General features: G+C 68.7%; 16 protein-coding genes. 12 read left to right on the top strand and 4 right to left on the bottom strand.

Features of this window, described 5'->3' with window-relative positions:
* Window positions 1-264: 264 nt before the first annotated feature.
* From ACFZB3_RS13260 to ACFZB3_RS13250, 3 genes are read right to left on the bottom strand one after another with little or no spacing between them, the layout of a single operon-like run.
* Entirely contained in the window at window positions 265-1800 is a 1536-nt protein-coding gene (locus ACFZB3_RS13260; RefSeq protein WP_391374200.1) for a hypothetical protein, read from the bottom strand.
* On the bottom strand, window positions 1797-2930 hold the full coding sequence (locus ACFZB3_RS13255; protein ID WP_391374198.1) for a caspase family protein: 1134 nt from the start codon (window positions 2928-2930) through the stop codon (window positions 1797-1799). The genes ACFZB3_RS13260 and ACFZB3_RS13255 overlap by 4 nt, the downstream gene beginning before the upstream one ends.
* Before the next feature lie 47 nt (window positions 2931-2977).
* Window positions 2978-4222, bottom strand: a complete 1245-nt coding sequence (locus ACFZB3_RS13250) for a hypothetical protein (RefSeq protein ID WP_391374195.1) — start codon at window positions 4220-4222, stop codon at window positions 2978-2980.
* A 131-nt stretch (window positions 4223-4353) separates the two neighbouring features.
* Between ACFZB3_RS13250 and cutA the strand changes: the two genes are divergently transcribed.
* Window positions 4354-4680 (top strand): divalent cation tolerance protein CutA, encoded by a 327-nt coding sequence (cutA, locus tag ACFZB3_RS13245; protein WP_391374192.1) that lies wholly within the window; start codon window positions 4354-4356, stop codon window positions 4678-4680.
* A 66-nt stretch (window positions 4681-4746) separates the two neighbouring features.
* Here cutA and ACFZB3_RS13240 read toward each other — a convergent pair whose 3' ends face one another.
* Complete coding sequence (locus tag ACFZB3_RS13240; RefSeq protein WP_391374190.1) at window positions 4747-5991, bottom strand: helix-turn-helix domain-containing protein; 1245 nt, start codon at window positions 5989-5991, stop codon at window positions 4747-4749.
* 130 nt (window positions 5992-6121) lie between these two features.
* Between ACFZB3_RS13240 and ACFZB3_RS13235 the strand changes: the two genes are divergently transcribed.
* The 11 genes from ACFZB3_RS13235 (at window position 6122) to fxlM (ending at window position 19895) form a co-directional block, all read left to right on the top strand.
* Window positions 6122-6703 carry an ATP-binding protein gene (locus ACFZB3_RS13235; protein ID WP_391374187.1) on the top strand — a complete coding sequence of 194 codons (582 nt, stop codon included), beginning with the start codon at window positions 6122-6124 and terminating at the stop codon, window positions 6701-6703.
* 167 nt (window positions 6704-6870) lie between these two features.
* A complete protein-coding gene (locus ACFZB3_RS13230; protein ID WP_391374184.1) occupies window positions 6871-7893 on the top strand; it encodes a hypothetical protein in 1023 nt (340 codons plus the stop codon).
* 76 nt (window positions 7894-7969) lie between these two features.
* A complete protein-coding gene (locus ACFZB3_RS13225; RefSeq protein ID WP_391374181.1) occupies window positions 7970-9469 on the top strand; it encodes an amino acid permease in 1500 nt (499 codons plus the stop codon).
* Window positions 9469-10860 carry a glutamine synthetase family protein gene (locus ACFZB3_RS13220; protein ID WP_391374178.1) on the top strand — a complete coding sequence of 464 codons (1392 nt, stop codon included), beginning with the start codon at window positions 9469-9471 and terminating at the stop codon, window positions 10858-10860. The genes ACFZB3_RS13225 and ACFZB3_RS13220 overlap by 1 nt, the downstream gene beginning before the upstream one ends.
* A gap of 132 nt (window positions 10861-10992) precedes the next feature.
* Window positions 10993-11946, top strand: a complete 954-nt coding sequence (locus ACFZB3_RS13215; protein ID WP_391374175.1) for an endonuclease/exonuclease/phosphatase family protein — start codon at window positions 10993-10995, stop codon at window positions 11944-11946.
* A 43-nt stretch (window positions 11947-11989) separates the two neighbouring features.
* Window positions 11990-12196 (top strand): hypothetical protein, encoded by a 207-nt coding sequence (locus ACFZB3_RS13210; protein WP_391374172.1) that lies wholly within the window; start codon window positions 11990-11992, stop codon window positions 12194-12196.
* Window positions 12197-12390: 194 nt separating this feature from the next.
* Entirely contained in the window at window positions 12391-12972 is a 582-nt protein-coding gene (locus ACFZB3_RS13205) for a GntR family transcriptional regulator (protein WP_391374169.1), read from the top strand.
* Window positions 12973-13195: 223 nt separating this feature from the next.
* Entirely contained in the window at window positions 13196-13369 is a 174-nt protein-coding gene (locus tag ACFZB3_RS13200; RefSeq protein ID WP_391374166.1) for an FxLD family lanthipeptide, read from the top strand.
* Window positions 13370-13455: 86 nt separating this feature from the next.
* Window positions 13456-16527 carry a thiopeptide-type bacteriocin biosynthesis protein gene (locus ACFZB3_RS13195; RefSeq protein WP_391374164.1) on the top strand — a complete coding sequence of 1024 codons (3072 nt, stop codon included), beginning with the start codon at window positions 13456-13458 and terminating at the stop codon, window positions 16525-16527.
* The gene (locus ACFZB3_RS13190) at window positions 16524-17789 is read left to right on the top strand and encodes a lanthionine synthetase LanC family protein (protein ID WP_391374161.1); all 1266 of its coding nucleotides are present in this window, start codon (window positions 16524-16526) and stop codon (window positions 17787-17789) included. Before ACFZB3_RS13195 ends, ACFZB3_RS13190 begins: the two co-directional genes overlap by 4 nt.
* Before the next feature lie 24 nt (window positions 17790-17813).
* A complete protein-coding gene (fxlM, locus tag ACFZB3_RS13185; protein WP_391374158.1) occupies window positions 17814-19895 on the top strand; it encodes a methyltransferase, FxLD system in 2082 nt (693 codons plus the stop codon).
* Window positions 19896-19972 lie beyond the last annotated feature (77 nt).

Here is a 19972-nt window from a genome sequence, read left to right as displayed (position 1 = left end):
CGCCCAAAGTTCGCCGACAACGGACACCAGTGTCCCGCGGACAGTGAAAGTTGTGCCTGTGCCATCGAAAGCTGAGTGACCTGTCAGGGCCGGCCGAGGAAGCGTGCGCAGACAGGGTGAGCATCTCCGTCGCCGAGCACACCGTATGACGCGCCGTCCGGATGGTGATCCGGACGGCGCGCTGTTCGTCATGATGGGCGGGTGGTTGAGCGTGTGCGAGAGTGGTGGAGGGGTGTTGTGCGGAGAGCGGACACGGGCGGACCACTACGGCGACGATTGGCGGCCCTCCCGCAGCAGCACGGCCAGAATCCGCTCGGCGTCGCCAGCGCCCCCGATGCCCAGCTCCCGGCGCGCGTCGCCCACACTGAGCTCTAGGTGCTGCGCTAGGCCCTGTCTCTGGAGACTGGCCAGAACGGCCGCCACTCGACCCGCTCGCAGCCCCGGCAGCGCCACCGCGACTGCATCTCGGCCCGGGACGAAGGACACTCCGGTGGTCGCCCCCTCGTCGAGGAGCCTGCGGGCCAGCCGCCAGAGCACCATCGGGTCCTCGTCCTCGATGATGAGCCACTCGCGGAGCCCCTCTGGCTCACTGACCATCAGGCCGGGCTCGCGGGGCATTGCACTCTCGGCGGCAGCGAGTTCGTAATCCCTACCGCGCGCGGTCGCACCGCTCAGCACACGCCACCGGATCTGCAAGGCACTCGCGTCCGCTTCCACGTGGAATGGCAGCGAGTTGCCGGGCCGCGTTCCTTTCGGAGCCCGGGGCTCCGGCCTTTCCGGATGAGCAGCGGTGAAGGAGGAGAGCGACGACGGCAGTGATGCGCGCAGATAGGGGGCCAGAAGGCGGCGTAGCGCCTCGCCTGGATCCAGTGCCTGCGATTCCAGCCCCGGGCGGGCCAGCTCCGCGGCAAGTAGGTCCATACCCTCGGACAGAAGTGGGGCCCCTCGCGCTTCGGCGAGTCGGGCCAGGACCCAGCCGAGGTCCCGGGAGTCACCGCGGCGCCGGGCGAGCCACGCGTCCACGGCTAGGAGGTCGATCCGAGCGGCGCCAGTCTCATAGCGGCCCCAGTTCATCTCCTTCCACTGGTCGGCCCGGTCCAAGTCGCCGCGACGGCATGCGAGATAGGCCACCGCCAGATCGAAGAGCGGGGTGCCTCGTACACCGGGGTCATCCCACCAGACCCGCTCCACGACAGCGGCCCAGCCCCACTCCCCGAGTCGTAGCGCCTCCAGCAGGGTGAATCCCGAGTCCGCGACGGGGCGGACCTCCACCGGACCGTGCGGCTGATGCGCGGCCGGCCGCAGGGTGAACAGGGATGCCTCCGGCACCAGCGTGCACACCGGACGCCTTCGGCCGCCGCCGATCTGAAGGACGGCGGGGCCACCTCGCGGGGTGGCCACCGTCGCGGCCTGGCCTGTCGCCATGTCCGACGGGTTCCGTACGGTCCAGTGGCCGTCTGGCTCCTGGCTCCACAGCCGGACCCAGCCGTTTGCGGCACGGCCAGACTTTTTGGCGCCCGTGCTCACCTCGCTCGGGCGCCGCGCGGAGAGTACGGCCTGCTGGGTGCGGCCACCGGTCACCACGACGGACTGGACCGACAGGTAGGGGGACCAGCCGTGGACCAGGCACCGTTCCTCGTGCGGGATCTCCACTGGGGTCGGCATCCCAGCGCGCAGCGGGACCCGGGCCAGCCGGCGGTTGCCACGATCAAGGACCTCGGCCGCGCCCACCACCGTGCCTGGCGTGGCACCAAGCACCGCGGGGGCCACGATCTCGACGTGTGCGGTTGCGATGCTCACAGCTCCTGCACCTCCACCGTTCGCGCACGGCAGGGCGCCTGCATCCAGACGTCGTCGCCGCGGCCCCGGAATCGACCGTCGGCGAACGACACCTCGACCCGCACCGGGCCGACGGGTCCGTGCCCGATCCAAGGTTCCGGCATTGGAGGGCGGGACGCGTACAGCTTTTGGTGTTCTTGGTCCGTGAGCGCCCACTCGGCGTCGGACAGTGACTCCCCGGGCGATGTGTCGAAGTGGAAGGGGACCGACGGAGCCTCGTCGAACGAGAAGAGAACGCCGCCGGTGCTCGTGCTCAGCGAGGAGAAGTCGCAGTGCTGCTTCGGCATTACGATGCCGTCCGATCGCAGGCCAGGCCAGGCCATGAGCTCGCGCACGAATTTCCCGATGGTCTCTGTGGTCACCGCCCAGGACTCGCCCGCGGAGTCCGAGTCGGGTGTTCGCAGGGCACCTAGGACCGCCTCGGTGAAGCGGGTGACTCCTGCCACCGGGCCGTGTGCCTTGATGCCCGGGAGAGTGGAGTGGACGACGACTCTGTCGCGGGGGCGCGGCCGACGCGGGGGTGTCAACAGATGCGTGGCGTGCACATCCCCCTCCTCGTACAGCTGTTCCGGAGCGAAACGGCAGGCGTCGACGAAGAAGCACTGGACCCGGGCGCTGTTCTTCTCCATGCCCTCCACCAGAGCGCGGAGGTCCACTGCGGTGCGGAAGTAGTCCCGCACGTTCTCACCGGTGTCCTGAAGCAGGAGGATCTGAGAGCCCCTTCCGACCTGGACCCCGTGACCGCAGAAGAAGAACAGCGCCACGTTGTCCGGGTGGCCGTTGCACCTGTCGTACCAGGCATCGAACGCCTCCTCCACCCCTGCGAGGGTGGCCGGTCCGAGCGGCACCTCGGCGCCGTCGTCACCCTTGAGGACCATCTCCTCGCGGGCCGAGACGACTGCTTCGAGGCTGCCGAGCGACATTCCGCCGGGCAGGTCCCGAAACCCTTCGAGCAGTCCTTCGCACAGCGCACGCGCGGACGCCGGGGGAGAGGCTAGCTGAGTGAACTCCTTGGAAAGGCGGTCGCCCTTGCGGCCCTTCAGATACCGTGTTCCGCCCGGAAACCAGTCATATTCGCCGACGCCGATCACCAGCGCGTGAGCGGCAGGTCCATCGAGGCCGCTCTCCCAGACCCTGGTCATGTCGGCTGCCCCACCCTGCGTGCCAGTCGCGCGTGGAAGTCGCAGGACGTGAGATAGGCACCGTGCGCCCACCAGGCGCCGGTACGGAAGACCAGGTCCTCTGCACCGGCAAAGACCGGCGCGGCCGAGAAAGCCAGCGGGTCGGACCGGTCCAGGACGTTGATCCAGCGGTCCACGTTCGGCAGCGCGGTGACCTTGGGGCAGCGCGGGTTCGGCACCTTGTGGTCGCTGGACGCGAAGAGCTTGAGCTCCTCGAAAAGGCCGATTTGGGTGCCTACAGTCACCAGCAGATCCACCCGCACATCGGGCCGGAAGTGAGACAGCACGTCATGGACGATGTTCCCGCCCATGCTGTGGGCGAGCACCACCAACGGTTCACCGCGCAGTTTGGCGTCCCGCGCCGCCTCGTCAAGGGAGTCGGCGATCCGTTTCACGATCTGGCCGGGCATGTCTCGGGTGCCGCGCTCGGCGAAGTAGCCCATGACGTCGCCCATCAGCAGAGCCATCGGGCGGGCGGCCCAGCGGCGGACACCAGCAACCAAGGGGCGTGTGCGGACGGAGACTTCGAGGGCGCGCAGCCGGTGCACCGCGCGGACGGCGCGGGTGGGCAGGCCGTCATCCACCCCGAAACTCTCCCAGGGCCGAGGGCCCGCCTCGGCCGACCCGCGGCCCGTGCGCCGCTCCCAGTCGGTGACCTCGTCGTGCAGGCGGTCGAGGAGTTCGTCGTCTTCCTCGACGTCCTCGAGCCAGGCGAAGAACGCCGCGCCGTCACCCCGGGCGCCCTCGTCGGTCTTCTCGGCCCAGTAAGCGGTGGCCCGCGCGCAGAAGGCCACCAGCTCCGCGAGGGCGCCGGGCTCGGACTCCTCGTCGTCGTTGCCGGCCAGCGCGACCAGATCGATCGCTCGCTGCAACGAGACGCGGGCGGTTGCTGTCAGGACCTGCTCGGCGTGCCGCTGTTCCAGTCCGACAACGGCATCCGCCAGAGCATCGGCGAGGGCCTCTTCCAGTAGATCCTCGCCTTCGCCGCCCAGCGACTCCACCTCGTCCGGTGCCAGCGAGGCCCATCCCCAGGCCGGTTCCGCGACGAGCTCGCCCCACCAGGGGCTCGACAACAGAGCGCCGGGGGAGTGGCCGGTCGCGGGGAGGAGGTGTCGGCGCAACAGTTCGTCGCGCAGTGCGGCGGAGCGCCCCACGGCGTCGGCCTTCCGGTTTCCGATGCCGTGAACGTGTACCAGTGCCACCGCGCCCCCTGACTTCCACTCACCGACACCTCATTGTGCGGCACCGAGGGTTCCCACAGTGCGATGTCCACAGATCGGTCAACCACCTGACACAGGTAGGGTCGTTACACATCGACCAGGAGGGGAGTCGCATGGCGAGCGAGACCGTGGTGGCGCAGACGACCATCGATGACGAGGCCAGGGCAACGGCGCTGGCGCGAGGCGCGGTTGAGAACAGACTAGCCGCCGGCGCCCACATCGACCCTCCGCTTACCGCGGTGTACTGGTGGAAGGGGGAGATCGAGACCGCCCGGGAATGGCGGATCTCGTACAAGACGACCGCCGACCGCCTCCCGGAGCTTGAAGCATGGGTGGCTCAGGAACACACCTACGAGGTTCCGGAGTGGGTCGTCCTGCCGATTATCGGGGGTTCACCGGCCTACCTGTCCTGGGTAGCCGAACAGTCGACTGCGAGGTAGGGCGAGCAACCACTCCTGAGGAGCGGCTGTTGCACGGCCTCTGCGTGCAGCAGCCGCTACGTCAGGTCACGCCGCCAACTGTTGCAGGTGCCAGGCGAGTTCCTTCTCCCGGCTGGGAAGCAGCGTGGCGATGTCCTGCGCGCGTGCCCTGCCCATGGTGTTCGGCCGGGCATCTGCCGCAGCTGCGAATTGATGCGACACGTAGACACCTTGTTCGACGTCTCCTCCGCGCAGCAGTGCTGAAGCAAGGTCGCCCAGGATCACGACCCCAGAGTCCGGCAGCTCATCACCGAGGCGGTTCACGGCGTTGTCGGCGGTCTCCGTCAACTCCTGCCGCCTGAGCTGGCCGTATACCGACAACGACAGAGAGTCGAGGCGGTAGGGGGTCATGAAGTGTACCCATGCTTGTTCGGTGGTGTGGTCTGCGAAGTCGTACACGGCCTGGGCACGTTCCAGGGCTCGCAACGCCACGATGTCATCGCCGGCGGTCGCCGCCTCTTCCGCATAACGGCCGTGGACCCAGGCAGCAGCGGCAGCATTGCCCGGCCCCCGTACATCTTGGGCAGCTTGAGCCAGGAGCTTCATTGCCTTCTCCGGCGTGGCGGCCCCGTAGCTGGCGTACGCCAGGGCCAGGGCCCGGAGTGGGGGATGTCCGGCGACCTCGGCGCACTCGCTCGTGACCTCGTAGAAGGCGCGCGCCCTCTCGGAGTCGCCCAGATCCCAAGCTACCCATCCGGCCAGGGCGGCTGTCTCACCAGCGGCAATGGTCACAGCGCGCTCGCGCTCGCCGACGCGGGGCAGTACCGCGGTGATGGCGTCGAGGTGTGCTTCAACCCTGTTCTGGAGCTGTCGGGCTGTGAGGTGATGCTCGCTGACGTGGAGGGCGGCGGCGTGATCAGTGAGAGCTTCCACTCCGGCTGAATCGACCTTCGTTCCCCGTTTGATGGCGTGCGCGAGGCGCCCCCACGGCTCGGCGGCGGCAGCTGCGCCGAGTACGGCGCCGCCAATCAGCGTCCTGCGGTTCACGTCGTCCAGGTCCTCCCCTTCACGGCGGCGTCCCTTCCTCCGCCGGGCGCGGGCGGCTGCTGCCTCCCGCTGTAACTGTTCAGGGGGTAAGCCGCAAGCCGTCGCAATATGCGCAACCGTGTGGTTGGTGGGGATGTTCTGCCCGTGTTCGTACCGGTTGATTTCGCGACGGGTCATGGTCTCCCGGCCGGAGACCGTGTTGATCGCCTCTGCTTGTTCGTCCTGTGTGCGTCCAGCTTCCTTGCGCAGCCGGACGAGCAGCTCAGCGAACGGATCTGCTGGCATGAGTGTGACCTCTGTTGGTGGACTGGACCCAATCATGGCGTCAGATCCCCCTGCTGGTTTCCCCCTTGACAAGTTTTTCCCCCTCTAGTTTCCCCTGGCAGGTTGCTTGAGAGCGCGGTGCGATAGGTCCATGACGTTCCGTGAGGCACCCACCTTCGAGGATGGCCGGCGGTGTTGCGACCAGCGCACCCCCGCCGGACCAGAGCGGGCGGCCATCCGTACCTTCGAGGTGGCCTTCGCTCCAGCTGACGCACGCGTCCGAGTCATGCGGCGGATCATCTCGGCGCACCTGCGCCTGTGGGACCTCATGGCGTTGAACGACATGGCCACGCTCGCAGTCTCGGAACTGGTCACCAACGCGGTGCGGCACTGCCACGGCAACACGATCCGGCTGCGGGTCGTGAGCGCGGCTGAAGAACTACGCATCGAGGTGACAGACGGAAACACCACTCCTGCTCGACAACGAGACGTGGACGCCGATGCCGAGAACGGCCGGGGGCTGCTACTCGTCGCCGCTCTGTCGAAAGCGTGGGGCGTGAGCTGCGACGGCACGATGACGTGGTGCTCCCTCACCGTGCCGGCGGAGGCGCGAGCCACTAAAGCGTTGGCACCCACGGCGGTTCCAGCGAGACGCCGAGCAGATCGCGTTGATGAGCGATCGGTGGCCGTACCGACGGCCGTCCAGACCCTCCTGACCGTCGGGACCCCCTGAACAGCCGTCGGGCCGCAGCTGCCTACCTCCCCAAGGTGTGTGCCCGGCTGCTACCCGGCGGCCTCCGTACCCCCCACATCGTGAGGCTGTCGTGTCCCCCATTCCCCTCTTAGACGGGCAGAGCATCCATGCCGCTCTCTCGACTCCCACACGGCGGGAGTGCACCGATGGCCGCCCATGACATAGACCTGATTGTGGACCTGGCGGGCCGTGACGACGAGCTGCGCCGCGCGCTCGAAGATCTCCGGATGAATCGCCACTTCGCCATGCGGGACGTGTTGATGAAGACGTTCGGTGACTGGCCGCTGCGTACCGCGCGCAGCCAGGTGCTCGCGGTCGGAGCAGGCGACGGCGGCGCTGTCGCGGCCTGGCTCGACGAGGAGCCGGGCAGCCCGGACGCGCTGATGATGTGGGCGCGCGTCCTAACCCGGCAGGCCGTCCGGGCCCTCCGCGAAGGCAAGGACGAGGCGTTGCTGCACCGGGCCGCTGCTGTCGCACGGGATGCCTGCTGGACGGCGATGCGGTACTGGCCGGAGGACCCGGTGCCGTGGGTGTGCCTGCTGGACCTGGCCAAGTTACCCATCGACCTTCGGCACCTCGACCCCTTCTTCAAACAACGCCCTTATCAGTGGGGCCTACCGCCGGAGATGGGCCTGTTCGGCGGGCCGTGGCCGCTGCTTCACGAGGTGGACCGGCGTGATCCGGGCAACCGGGAGGCGTATCACCGCATGAGGGAGTACGCCGATACCTGCCTGTCCGGCGGCGAGGCGATGGATTTCACCCGATGGGCGACGGGTTACGCTCCGCATGGTTCGCCGCTGAACGTCCTGCCTCTGTACGCGTTCGTCTCCCTGTACCGGCGGCGCCACCCGGATGGCCGTGACGGCGCCATCTCCTTCTGGACCACCGCGCAGGTCAAGCACTACGCGCGGAAAGCCTGCGACGACTGGTTCTACGCGACACCCGTCCCGGCACGCTCGCGGCTGTCCTTACTGGACCTCAACCACCTGGCCTTCGTCCTGGTGACCTGCGGGGAAATCGGCGCGAGCGGGGTGTTCGAGACGATCGGCCCGTACGCGACCAGCGCGCCGTGGGCGCAGGTGAGCGAAACCCTGGGCCGCGACTGGCAGAGCGAGTTCCGGCGTACGCGCGACTCCTCGTTGCGCCGGCGAGGGGGGCACCGTTCATGAGCAGTCGCGCACCCCCGCCTGGGGAGCACGCTCCCTCCCACCCGTCTCGTCCCCACGTCACTACAGAGGAACTCTTGTGCCTGGAAGAACAACGGCCCCCTCGTTAGCGCACGACGACGCCGTCCTGGCCCAGCTCGGCATCCGAGCCGAACTCTCCCGGAAAATGGGTGTGTTCGGGAACTTTGCGATCTCCTTCAGCGTGATCTGCATCCTGGCCGGAGGCATGAGCCTGTTCGGCTTCGGCCTGGGCCACGGCGGCCCCGCGGTCATGCTGGGCAGCTGGATCGTCATCGGCTTCATGACGCTGCTGGTGGGCCTGTCCCTGGCCGACGTCGTCTCCGCCTACCCCACCAGCGGCGGGCCGTACTTCATGGCCGACAAGCTCGGCGGCCCCCGCTGGGGCTGGACGACCGGATGGCTCAACCTCCTCGGTCTGCTGGGAGCGATCGCCGGGATCGACTACGGCGCCGCGACGTTCATCGGTGCCTTCGCCCAGATGCAGTGGGACATCGCGCCGACCGGCGGCATGACGATGGCCGTCTTCGGGGGCATCCTGCTGCTGCACGGCCTGTTGAACGTCTGCGGCGTGCGGCTGGTCACCGTCCTGAACTCGATCTCGGTGTGGTGGCAGCTGCTGGGCGTCGCGATCATCGTCGGCGCGCTCACCCTCGCCCCGGCCAAGCACCATTCCGCCCAGTTCGTGTTCACCCAATTCCACAACGACAGCGGCTTCAACAACCCGCTGTACGTCTGTCTCATTGGCGCCCTGCTGGCCGGCTACACCTTCTGCGGGTACGACGCGAGCTCCCACGTCGCCGAGGAGACCACCCAGGCACAGACCTCTGCGCCGCGCGGGATCGTGCACGCCATCACCGTCTCGTGGATCGCCGGGTTCATCCTGCTCGCGGGAATGCTGTTCGCCATCCAGGACTACACGGCCACCCAGAATTCACCCACCGGCGTCCCACCGGCCCAGATCTTCATCGACGTCCTCGGCACCGGCGGCGCCAAGGCGCTGCTGCTCATCGTCATCGTGGCCATGCTGTTCTGCGGCAACGCCGAGGTAGCCGCCGCGAGCCGGATGATCTACGCCTTCTCCCGCAGCCGCGCCCTGCCCCGCTGGCAGCTCTTCCGGAGCGTCAGCAGCCGCACCAAGACCCCCGTCCCGGCCGTGTGGCTCGCGGTCGTGCTCCCGTTCCTACTCGCCCTGCCCGCCCTGTGGTCACCCGCCGCCTACGGCGCCATCACCGCCATCAACGCGGTCGGCATGATCCCCACCTACGGCATCCCCGTCTTCCTCGCCCTGCGCAAGGGCGACCACTACATATCCGGGCCGTGGACACTGGGCCGATGGCGGCGCCCGGTCGGCTACATCGCCGTGGTCTACGTGGTCGTCATCACCGTGGTCTTCTGCCTGCCGCAGTCCGCCCCGATCACCGCCGAGTCCTTCAACTACGCGGGCCTCACGCTGGCCATCGCGCTGCTCCTGGCCTGGCTGACGTGGGTCACCCGCGGCCGCCGCGACTACCAGCTCACCACCGCCGCCGATCAGGCCAGCATGGACGAGGTCGTCTGATGACCGACGAAGAACAACACACCGACCCCGAGCCCTGGCCTGCGGGACTGGTCTCCCCGCGCGACCTGCGAGGCTATGTCGACCGCGGGGAGGTCACCATGGTCCGGCTGGCCGTGCCCGACATGCAGGGCCGTCCCAAGGGCAAGATTCTGTCTGCGCCCGTCTTCGTGGACCGGATGGACTCCCAGGCGGAGATGTGCGCCTACGTCCTGGCCACCGACATCAACATGACCCCGCTCGACGGGTTCGACCTCACGGGCTGGGAGCAGGGCTATGGCGACCTTGGCGTGAAGGCGGACCCGGCCGGTATCCGTCTGCTGCCCCACCAGCCCGGCACCGCACTCGTCATGGGGGACGTCTTCCACCACAACGGCACCCCCGTCGAGGTCGCCCCGCGGTACATCCTGCGCACCCAGCTGGAGCGGCTGGCCGACCTCGGCTACCACGTGGCGCTGGGCACAGAAGCGGAATTCCTGCTGCAGCAGGGCACCGCCGAGGACGCGCACCAGGCCGGATACCACGGGCTGCTCCCGGCCTGGCCCCACAACCTCGACTACGCCCTGATGTATCCCCCGCATGCAGCCGACTTCTTCCACCACCTCCACGACGTCCTCCAGGAAGCTGGCATCCCCGTCGAGGCGATCAAAACCGAGGGCGCGGCAGGACAGACTGAACTGACCTTCGTCTACGGGGACGTGATGGCGGCGTGCGACGCCTACACCGCCTTCCGGATGATCGTGAACGACCTCGCCCAGCGCCGCGGCATGACACCCAACTTCATGGCCGCCCCCTCCAACGGCGTCGGAAACGGCCTGCACCTGCACCTGTCCCTGTGGTCCCCCCACGGCAACGCCTTCACCTACCACCGCAGCGACGACCTGCCCCCGGTGATGGAACGGGCCATCGCCGGCCTGCTCTCCGCGCTGCCGCACCTCGCCCCGCTGTGCGCGCCCACCGGCAACTCCTACAAGCGGTACGCCCCGCACACCTTCGCCCCCGCCCGCTACACCTGGGGCTTCGACAACCGCGGCTGCGCCGTCCGAGTCACCGGCATCGGCGAGAACGCGCACCTGGAAGTCCGCCTGCCCGGTGCCGACGCCAACATCTACCTCGCCGTCGCCGCCGCCTGCGCCGCCATAATCCACGGCATCCAGGACCATCCCGACCTCCCCCCGCCGCGCGTCGGCGACCCGTACACGGCCGACGACGCCACCCCCATGCCTGCCGACCTCACCGAAGCCGTCCGCGCCTTCGACGGCAACAAGATCGCGCTGGACGCGTTCGGGGAGAACGTCGTGCGCCACTACGTCCGCGCGGCCCAGGCGGAGATCGCCTGGCAACGCTCCCAAGTCACCGACGTTGAGCGGGAGTACGGCATCGGGCGGGCCTGATGCCTACCCGGAACAAGCCTCGAAACACGGCGTCCCCTGGCATCCGCTCCACCGCCGTTGAACCCACGGCCCGCTGCCGGGACTCCTCGCCCGGCGGCGGACTCCACCCACCCGCAGTCCCTGGAGGACACCTTGAACGTCGCAATCGACAGATACAGCGAACGCGTCGTCACCGTGGTGATTGCCAACCTTGAGCACGACGGCGGAGCCGATGAAGACGGCGAGTCGCCCCAGCGGTGGCGTGACTTCCACGCACTGATCAGGGGCTACCACCCGGACGTGCTGCTGCGCCAGGAGATGACCTACAGCCGGGCCGAAGGCCACCGCCGTCTCCATGCGGCCGAGCGGCTCTTGGGGATGCGCGGCTTCCTCGGTGCACAGGGGTCCGGCCGCAACGGCACCGGCCTCTTCGTCCGGCCGGAAGTCTTCGACGTGCAGCAGCAGTTCGAGCACACCCGGCACTGGCGCACCCCTCCCACCAACATCGTCGCCAGCCTGCGAGAGGTTCCCGACGTCCCGATCGTGATGACCAGCTGGCATCTGGCCTTCAACTCGCCCCGCGGCCGGGAGCGAGAGACCGACGAGATCCTCGCCCTGGCCGACAAGATCAACAAGGGGTGGGCGTTCATCGGCGGCGGGGACTGCAACGAGTACCCCCACCCCGCCGGCGAGAGCGTCCTACCGATCGACTGGACGAGCGACACGGTCACAGACAGGCTCCACGTAGCACACCGCACCAACCTCGGCCCGGATGGCAGCCGGGTCAGCTGCACCTACGCCGACCGGACGCTGCTGGCCGCAGGGCTGCACGACCCTGCTCGCTACGCTGCGCACGGGCTCCTCGCCCAGCAGGACGCCCTTCTCCCAACCGCCGGACACGTCAAGCCATCCCAGGGCGGCGAGCGCCGCATTGACCGCCTCTACGTCGACCCCTGGCTCGTCAATGCCGTGATCGCGGTCCACGTCATCGACACTGCCGGACTCAGCGACCACCACGCCGTGGCGTTCGTGTTCTCCAGGGCCGCCATGGCCGAAGGCCTTCGCCGCCGCATGACCGCCCTTGCGCCGTACGACCTCTCGGCATAACTCCAGCCGTCCCCGCCCCGCTCCGTTCGCAGGAGATACCGCTTTGACCCGCTACGCACATGTCGTCTCCACCACGCCGCCCCGCATCCACGACACCCGTTGGGACCGCATTGCCGACATCGTCCTCGGCCTGCTGTTCGAGCTGACCCAGCAAGCCGCCCGCTTCGGCGCCGCCGCCAACCCGTGGAGCCAGCTGGCCGTGTACGACGTCGACGACTTCGCCCCCTTCACGACGGATGCAGTTGCATGAGGACGCGCTCCGGTCCTGGGAAGATCGGCACTCCGCCCTGGCAACAGCACCTGCAAGAGTTACCCGTCTACAGATCAGGCGTACGGCTCACCCGCGAAGACCGCGCGCGGTACGCAAAGGCGGTCGCCAGCGCCCGCCGTGCCGGGGGATCCAAGCTGGGCATTGCCTCCCTCCTAGGCTGCTCCTTCGCTCTCGTGCAAAGGCTCCTCGACCTCGGGGAGGGCCTGGACGAAGCGAGCGAGGCCCATCGGGTTGAAACGGTCTTGCGGGCTGGCATCGCTGACGGCACCTACGAGGTCGGTGATGTGCTCCCCTCACCGGAGCGGTTGTGCGTGCAACTTGGTGTCCGCGATGAGTCTGTACGACGAGCTCTGGCCCGGCTGGCCCAGGCTGGGCTCACCCTCGGCGTCTCCGCTCTCGGCACCGTGGTCACCGACCCTGACGAACCGCCGTCGGGATCCACAATCCAGGTGCGCACGCGATCAGGGCAGATACAGACCTGGACCCTGCCGAGGACCCAATCCCCGCACATCCGGGCCGTGATCACGGCCCGGATCAAAGACGGCACCTATCCGGAAGGCAGCAGGATCCCCGGCACCAAGGCGCTCACCGAGGAATTCGGCACCACCGAAGGCACGCTCAAGTCCGCGCTCCGGCCGCTGAAGAAACGGGGAATCCTCAGCGGTACACGGCAGGAGGGGACGTTCGTCGATTCCTCTGCCCGCAGCCGTCTGGCCAGTGCCGAGTTGAACGGCACAGACCCCCGAGGGGCCTAACAAACGGTCGCCCCTGGAACCGCTCTCTTCGAGCCGGTCTTCGGAAGGCGGCGTAAGACACCAGCCCCGGGAAAAGCGGCCCCGATTCACTCCAAGGTCGAGGCACGGCCCCTGGGACCGGTGGCCGGGAAGCACAGTTCGACGTAGCGGCCTCCGTACGCTCGCTGAGCACGCGCCCGGCTGAAATTCCAAGGCAAGTACCCATCGAGCAAGTGGAGTTGACATGAGTCCTCGCATCGAGCACAGCACGAAGGCGACACAGCCGGCCGCCGCGACGGCAGACGGCTTCGACCTCGACGTCACCCTCGTCGAGGTCGCCGACGTCGCCGGCCTGGTCAACCTGACGGACGACGGCTGCGGCGAGACCTGCGGCGCCTGCACCACCAACGTGGCCTGACCTAAGGCACGCATCAGTACAGGCCGGTGCCTTCGCACCTCGCACAGCGAGGGCACCGGCCGTCCTTCTGGATCACGGAGGTTGTGATGGCTTCGAGCACCGGTTTCCGCGCCGGTAAGACGGCTCTTGTTCGTGCAGTTGCCCGGCCGGAGCTTCCTCTTTCGCCGTGCCCTGACCTTGATGACCCCTCTCCTCGCGGCGCGACTACGCGGCTCGCGTGGCTGCGGGAGGCGTGGTCCGACGGGGACCTTGCCGAGGCCCTGGAGCACGCTAGCCCTGTGCTTGCCTCCCAGGTCCGCACCCTGTGTTCATCCGACAACCCGGCCACGCGTGACGTGCGCCGCGCGGTCACTTCCGTGGCCCGCTATCTGCTGCGCGCCGAGCATCGGGCTACTCCTTTCGGTTTGTTCGCCGGCGTAACGACAGCGGCTCTCGGGTCCAGGGCGGCCACGGTGTGGGGTGCGGATCATCTGACGATCGGCCGGGTGAGCGCAGAGTGGCTGGTGGCCGCCATCGAGCGGCTGGAGTCGTGCCCGGAACTACTTGGGCGCCTGCCGGTGGTGCTGAACAGCGCCGTGGCGGAACGTGGAGATCGGCTCGTCGTGCCGTACAAGCCCGACACCCATAACGACCCGCGACACGCGGTCGAGGCGTCCGTCGGCCTGTCCGCGCCGGTGCGCCTGATCCTGGATGCCGCACGATCACCGATCCGCGTCGGTGATCTGGCGGACAAGCTGGTCTCGGAGTTCCCTCACGCAGGGGCGGAGAAGGCGCTGTGGCTCGTTCAGGAGTTGATGCGACACCAAGTTCTGATCTCCGGCCTGCACGCGCCGAGCACCGAGACCGATGCACTGGAGTACTTGCTGCGCAGCCTCGACGCGGTTCACGCCGAGACCGTGTCATCGGTCGCCGACACCGTCGGAGAACTCCGCGCAGTGCAGGCAGACTTGCAGCAATGTGACTCCCGTAGCGGCCGGGCTGGCACGGCGGCGCGGATGCGGGCCCTGGTTCCCGGGGTCCGCCGCCATCCGCTCGCCCTTGATCTCCAGCTCGATGCCCAGGTCGCTCTGCCCGAGTCAGTCGCCCGCGAGGTCGAGCGCGCCGCCTGGGTGATGACCCGGGTCAGCCCCCTCCCGTACGGGACCGCAGCGTGGAAGGCGTATCAGCGGCGGTTCTACGAGCGGTACGGGATCGGCACGATGGTGCCCCTCAAGGAAGTCCTCGCCGACAGCGGCACCGGTTTCCCCGACGGCTACCCCGGCACGTCAGCAGAGGTGCGCCGCCGCCGAACCTCTGCGCGAGACGACACCTTGGTCGCCCTGGCGCAGGCCGCCGTGCTGGACGGCCGTGATGAAGTGGTCCTCACCGATGAACTGATCTCCGCGATGGATATCGGGCCCGAGCAGCCCCGGATTCCGCCGCACGTGGAGATCGGTATCCGTGTGCACGCAGCCAGCACCTGCGACTTGCAGAGCGGGAGGTTCCGCCTGGAGATGGTCAGCGTGTCCCGGGGCGTCGGCGTCACCTCTGGCAGATTCCTCAGCGTGCTCGCCCCAGCGGACCGTATCGCCCTGGAGAGAGAGCTGGCCGACCTGCCGGCGGCGGACGGTGCGACCGTTCCTGCCCAGCTGTCCTTTCCACCGCTGTTGCCGACGAGCGCCCACGTCACCCGCACCCCGCAGATCCTGCCCACCGTGATCAGCGTTCAGGAACACCGCACTCCCGACGACGGTGTCCTCACGCCCGACGACCTTGCGGTGGCGTGCGACGGACGCCGCATGTACCTGGCCGTCCCGCAGCGCGGGTACCGGATCGAAGCCGTCGGCATGCACGCGCTGAACCTCGCCACGCATACCCCGCCGCTCGTCCGATTCCTCACCGAACTGTCCCGCGCTCAGTGCGCCCAGGTCACCTTGTTCGACTGGGGCGCGGCCTTGGCCATGCCGTTCCTGCCCCGACTGCGCTACGGACGTACCGTGCTCGCCCCCGCGCGATGGCGACTGGAGCCCGCAGAGCTCCCTGGACGCAACCGCCCGCAGAGTGAATGGGACGCGGCGCTGGAAGACTGGCGGATCCGACGGCGGATGCCGCAACGGGTCTTCCTCGCCGAGGACGACCGTCGCCTGCTCCTAGACCTGGACCAGGTCGGGCACCGCTGCCTGCTGCGTCAGCACCTGAACCGTGCCCGACCCGCGCACATCGTTGAAGCCCCGACCCGCGACGCATATGGATGGTGCGGCGATCGCGCCCACGAGGTGGTCGTGCCGCTCAAAGCGACGCGGTCACCAGCATGGCCACCCCTGCCCGCCCCCACCTCAACACGCGCACTCTTCCCGGCACAGACACAGACCCCGGGCGTCTCCTCGCTGCTGCTCGCCACCCTTTACGGCGATGTACGACGCCAGGACCTCCTGCTGGCCCAGCACATCCCCGAGCTGTTGAACCGACTCGGCGCTCCACCCTGGTGGTTCATCCGCTTCCGAGATCCCAACCAACACCTGCGCATAAGGATCGCCCTGCCCGACCCCGCCGCCTTCGCCGAGAGCACCCGGACGATCAGCACCTGGGCCGACGAACTGCGCGCAAAGGGGTTGCTGTCGGATCTGCGCTACCCCACGTCCTACCGCGAGATGGGCCGTTGGGGCTCCGGAGCCGCCTGGGATGCCGCCGAGGAGGTGTTTCGAGCCGACTCGAGCGCCGTCATCACCCAGCTCCGCCAGCCTCAGCGTCCCCACCAGCGCGCCCTGGTGGCCGCGCACAGCATCGCCATCGCCAGCGCGTTCCTCGGCAGCACCGAGGCCGCCATGAGCTGGCTGATCAATCACATTCCGCGCACTGCGCCCACATCGGTTCCCCGCGCTCAACTGAAGGAAACGGTCAGGTTGTCCGACCCGTCCGGCGACTGGGCGGCCCTTCGTAGTACGCCCGGGGGAGCGGCCATCGTGGAGGCGTGGGCCGACCGGGAGGCGGCCGTGGCGGCCTACCGAGCCCACGTCCCCGGTCCGGACACCCAGGGCATCGCGGAGGACGACGTCCTTTCTTCGCTGCTGCATGTCCACTTCGTACGCCATGTGGCGGTCGACTTTCCCGAGGAAGCGGTCGGCCTGTACCTCACCCGCGCCGCCGCCATGGCCTGGATTTCCAGGAGGACACGGTGACCGACCCGATCACGCTCAAGGTGGCCGAAGCCGTCGCCGATCTGCTGGCCGACCCGGCTACTGAACTGCCGGGCCCAAACGGCGCACCCTCACGCCAGCACCTCGCGTACGGGCCGACCGGGCTTGCGCTGCTGCACATCGAGCGGGCCGCGGCTGGCTTGGGCCCGTGGCATCGCGCCCACGACTGGCTCGACGTAGCTGCACAGTCCCCTTTCACCAGCGGCTCCGACAGCCACCCCTTCTACGGGGCGCCCGCCCTGGCGCACGCCATGGCCTGCGCCGCCGACCACGCGGCCGGCGCCTATCAGCGCGCTCTCGGCCTGATCGAGAGCCAACTGAGCGCAGACGTCCGCCGCAGGCTGGACGCCGCGCACCGCCGCATCGACGCCGGACACCTACCGCACCTGGCCGAGTTCGACACGATCCGGGGCCTGACCGGTTACGGGGCCTACTTCCTGCGCCGCGACCCTGCCGGTGGCGAAGCGTGCGCCATCCTCGACTACTGCGTACGCCTCACCCGACCGGTCACGCACAACGGCGAGATGGTGCCTGGCTGGTGGACACCGACCGGCCCCTCCGGGCGGCCGGACAGTCGGTTCCCTGACGGACACGGCAACATCGGCATGGCACACGGAATCGGCGGGGTCTTAGCCCTCCTGGCGCTCGCTGCCCGTCGCGGCACCACCGTTGGTGATCACCATGAAGCCCTGCGGACCATCCTGGCCTGGCTGGACCGATGGCAAGAGGAATCCGACCGGGGCCCCGTCTGGCCGTACTGGATCACGCGAGACGAACTGCGGACTGGTCTCCTCGATCCGTCCGCGCCCCGGCGACCGTCATGGTGCTACGGCACCGCGGGACTGGCCCGCGCCCAGCAACTTGCCGCTCTCGCACTCGGCGACACCGGCCGCCAAGTCGAAGTCGAGAACGCACTCGTGGCCGCCCTCACCGACCCCGCCCAGCTCAAAGCCACCACGGACAACGGCTTGTGCCACGGCTTCGCCGGTCTCGCCCACATCGCCGCCCGCACCGCCGAGGACGCGCACTCGTCGACCGCAGGTCTCCTGCGAGCGGCGATCCCCGCCCTCCTGACCCTCCTCTGCCCGCCAGGCACTGATCCGGACGACGCCGCCACGGCGATCGTCAACGAAGCCGGGCGCGGCTTCCTCAACGGCGCCGCCGGCATCGCTCTGGTGCTCCTGGTCCCCGCGACCGAGGCTCCGCCCCGAACCTCCTGGGACGCCTGCCTGCTCATCGCCTGACCCATCCACCGAAGGACCACCGCCATGCGCTCGGCCCCCTGGCACCAGCACAACATCACCTTCACCAACCGTGAGATCGGCAAGCGCGCCATCGCCGAACGCATCGGCCCCGCCCTTCGCGCGGCAGAAGAAGACGGCCAGCTCACCGACTGGTGGTTCATGAACAAACGGCCCTGGCCGCTGCGGTACCAGGCCCCCGAACCGTCCCCACTCGTCGAGCTGCTGTTGAGCGACCTTGTCGACGACGGCACGGCAGCGTCGTGTGTCCGGGGAATCTACGAACCGGAGACGGACGCCTTCGGCGGTCCACAGGCCATGGACGCCGCCCACGACTTGTTCCACCACGACAGCCGACACCTTCTCACCTACCAGCCCCGCCCAGGACGGCTGGGCGGCCGGGAGATGGCTGTCCTCCTGAACAGCGCCCTGATGCGGGCCGCCCGCCTCGACTGGTTCGAGCAGGGGGACGTCTGGGCGAAGGCCGCCGCACTAAGGCCAGCCGCCCACCCGCTCGCCCCCGAACGGGCGACCGCCCTGATTCCGTCCATGCACAGGCTGATGACGGTCGACGCCCACAGCCTGTGCCGCCCGAGCGGGCCGCTCGAAGGACAAGCCGAATGGGTTGAGGCATTCGAACAGGCCGGAACGACCCTCGCCCGCCTCGCTGTCGGCGGTCATCTCACCCGCGGTCTGCGAGCCGTCATCGCGCACCACCTGATCTTCCACGCCAACCGAGCTGGTCTCCCTTCTGTAGACCAGAGCACCCTGTTCAACATCGCAAGAAAGGCCGTCATGGGATCGAGTGACAACCCCGCGTCGCCCGCCGAGGGCACGTCCGAAACCACTAGCGTCAAGGCGGTGAACACCGACACGATCACCACCCCCGACTCCGAGGCCACCCGGCTCCGCAACGCGCTGGTCGACCAGATCCGCGCATCCGGGCACGCCCGCACTGCTGCTGTCGAGACCGCGTTGCGCACCGTCCCACGGCACCTGTTCGTGCCCGACGCCTCGCTCGACGACGCCTACGCCAACGTGCCGGTCAACATCAAGTACGACACCGATGGCACGTCGATCTCCTGCGCCTCCCAGCCCGGAATCGTCGCGCTCATGCTCGACCAGCTTCAGGCCCGGCCCGGCGAGCGCATCCTCGAACTCGGCGCCGGCACCGGCTACAACGCGGGGCTGATCGCCCACCTGGTCGGCGAGGCCGGTTACGTCACCACCGTCGACGTGGACGACGACCTCGTGGAAGGCGCCCGCGCACACCTCACGGCCGCCGGGTTCACCAACGTGCAGGCCCTGACCCGTGACGGAGCCGTCGGCCACGCCGAAGGCGCCCCCTACGACCGGATCATCGCCACCGTCGGCGCCCACGGCGTCCCTCACGCCTGGATGCAGCAACTCGCCCCCGGCGGACGCCTCGTCGTACCCCAACGGCTCAAGGGCAGCGTGTCCCGCTCCATCGCCTACGAGCAGCGCGACGGCCGCTGGACGAGCGTCAGCAGCAAGATGAACACCTTCATGCCGCTGCGCAGGGGCATCGCCGACGACGACCGCCGCGTCATCCCCCTCAGCACGGACGGCACCGTGCGTCTCCAGGCCCCCGCCGGACAGAACATCGACGCCGACGCCCTGGCCGGAGTCCTGGAGCAACCGCACACCGAGGAATGGACCGGGATGACGGTCCGAGCCATGGAGTCGCCCGAGTGGATGGAGCTGTTTGTCGCCTGCATGGTGCCCAGCGGCCTGATCCGGATGCTGTTCCCGCAGGAAGCCAAGGGGACCGTCCTGACCGAGGACCCCTACCCCTCCTCCACCGCAGCCGTCGACCAGGGCGCCATCACCTACCTCGCCCGTCGCCTGTCGGACAACAAGACCTCCGACGGCGGGAAGCTCTGGGAGTTCGGCGTCATCGGCCACGGTCCCGGCAGCGACAAGCTGACCGCGAAGATCGCCGACGCGATCCGCACCTGGGACCGCGAGTACCGCGGCCGCGAAGCGACCTTCGAGATCCAGCCCTTCGACGCTTCCGTGCGCGAGCCGCGCCCCGGCCGCTTCGTCCTCGACACACCGCTCAACCGCATCGTCGTCGACTGGAACTGACAACGGCCCGTACAGACAACTGCCCATAGATGAGGGGCGGTGCCCGTTGGCCGCTTCGACGAGCACCGCCCCCGCTC

This window comes from Streptomyces sp. NPDC008092 (genome assembly GCF_042957285.1).
In the GTDB taxonomy this organism is placed as follows: Bacteria; Actinomycetota; Actinomycetes; order Streptomycetales; family Streptomycetaceae; genus Streptomyces.
The sequence above is the reverse complement of the archived record's forward strand: the minus strand, read 5'-3'. Positions and strand labels throughout refer to the sequence as shown.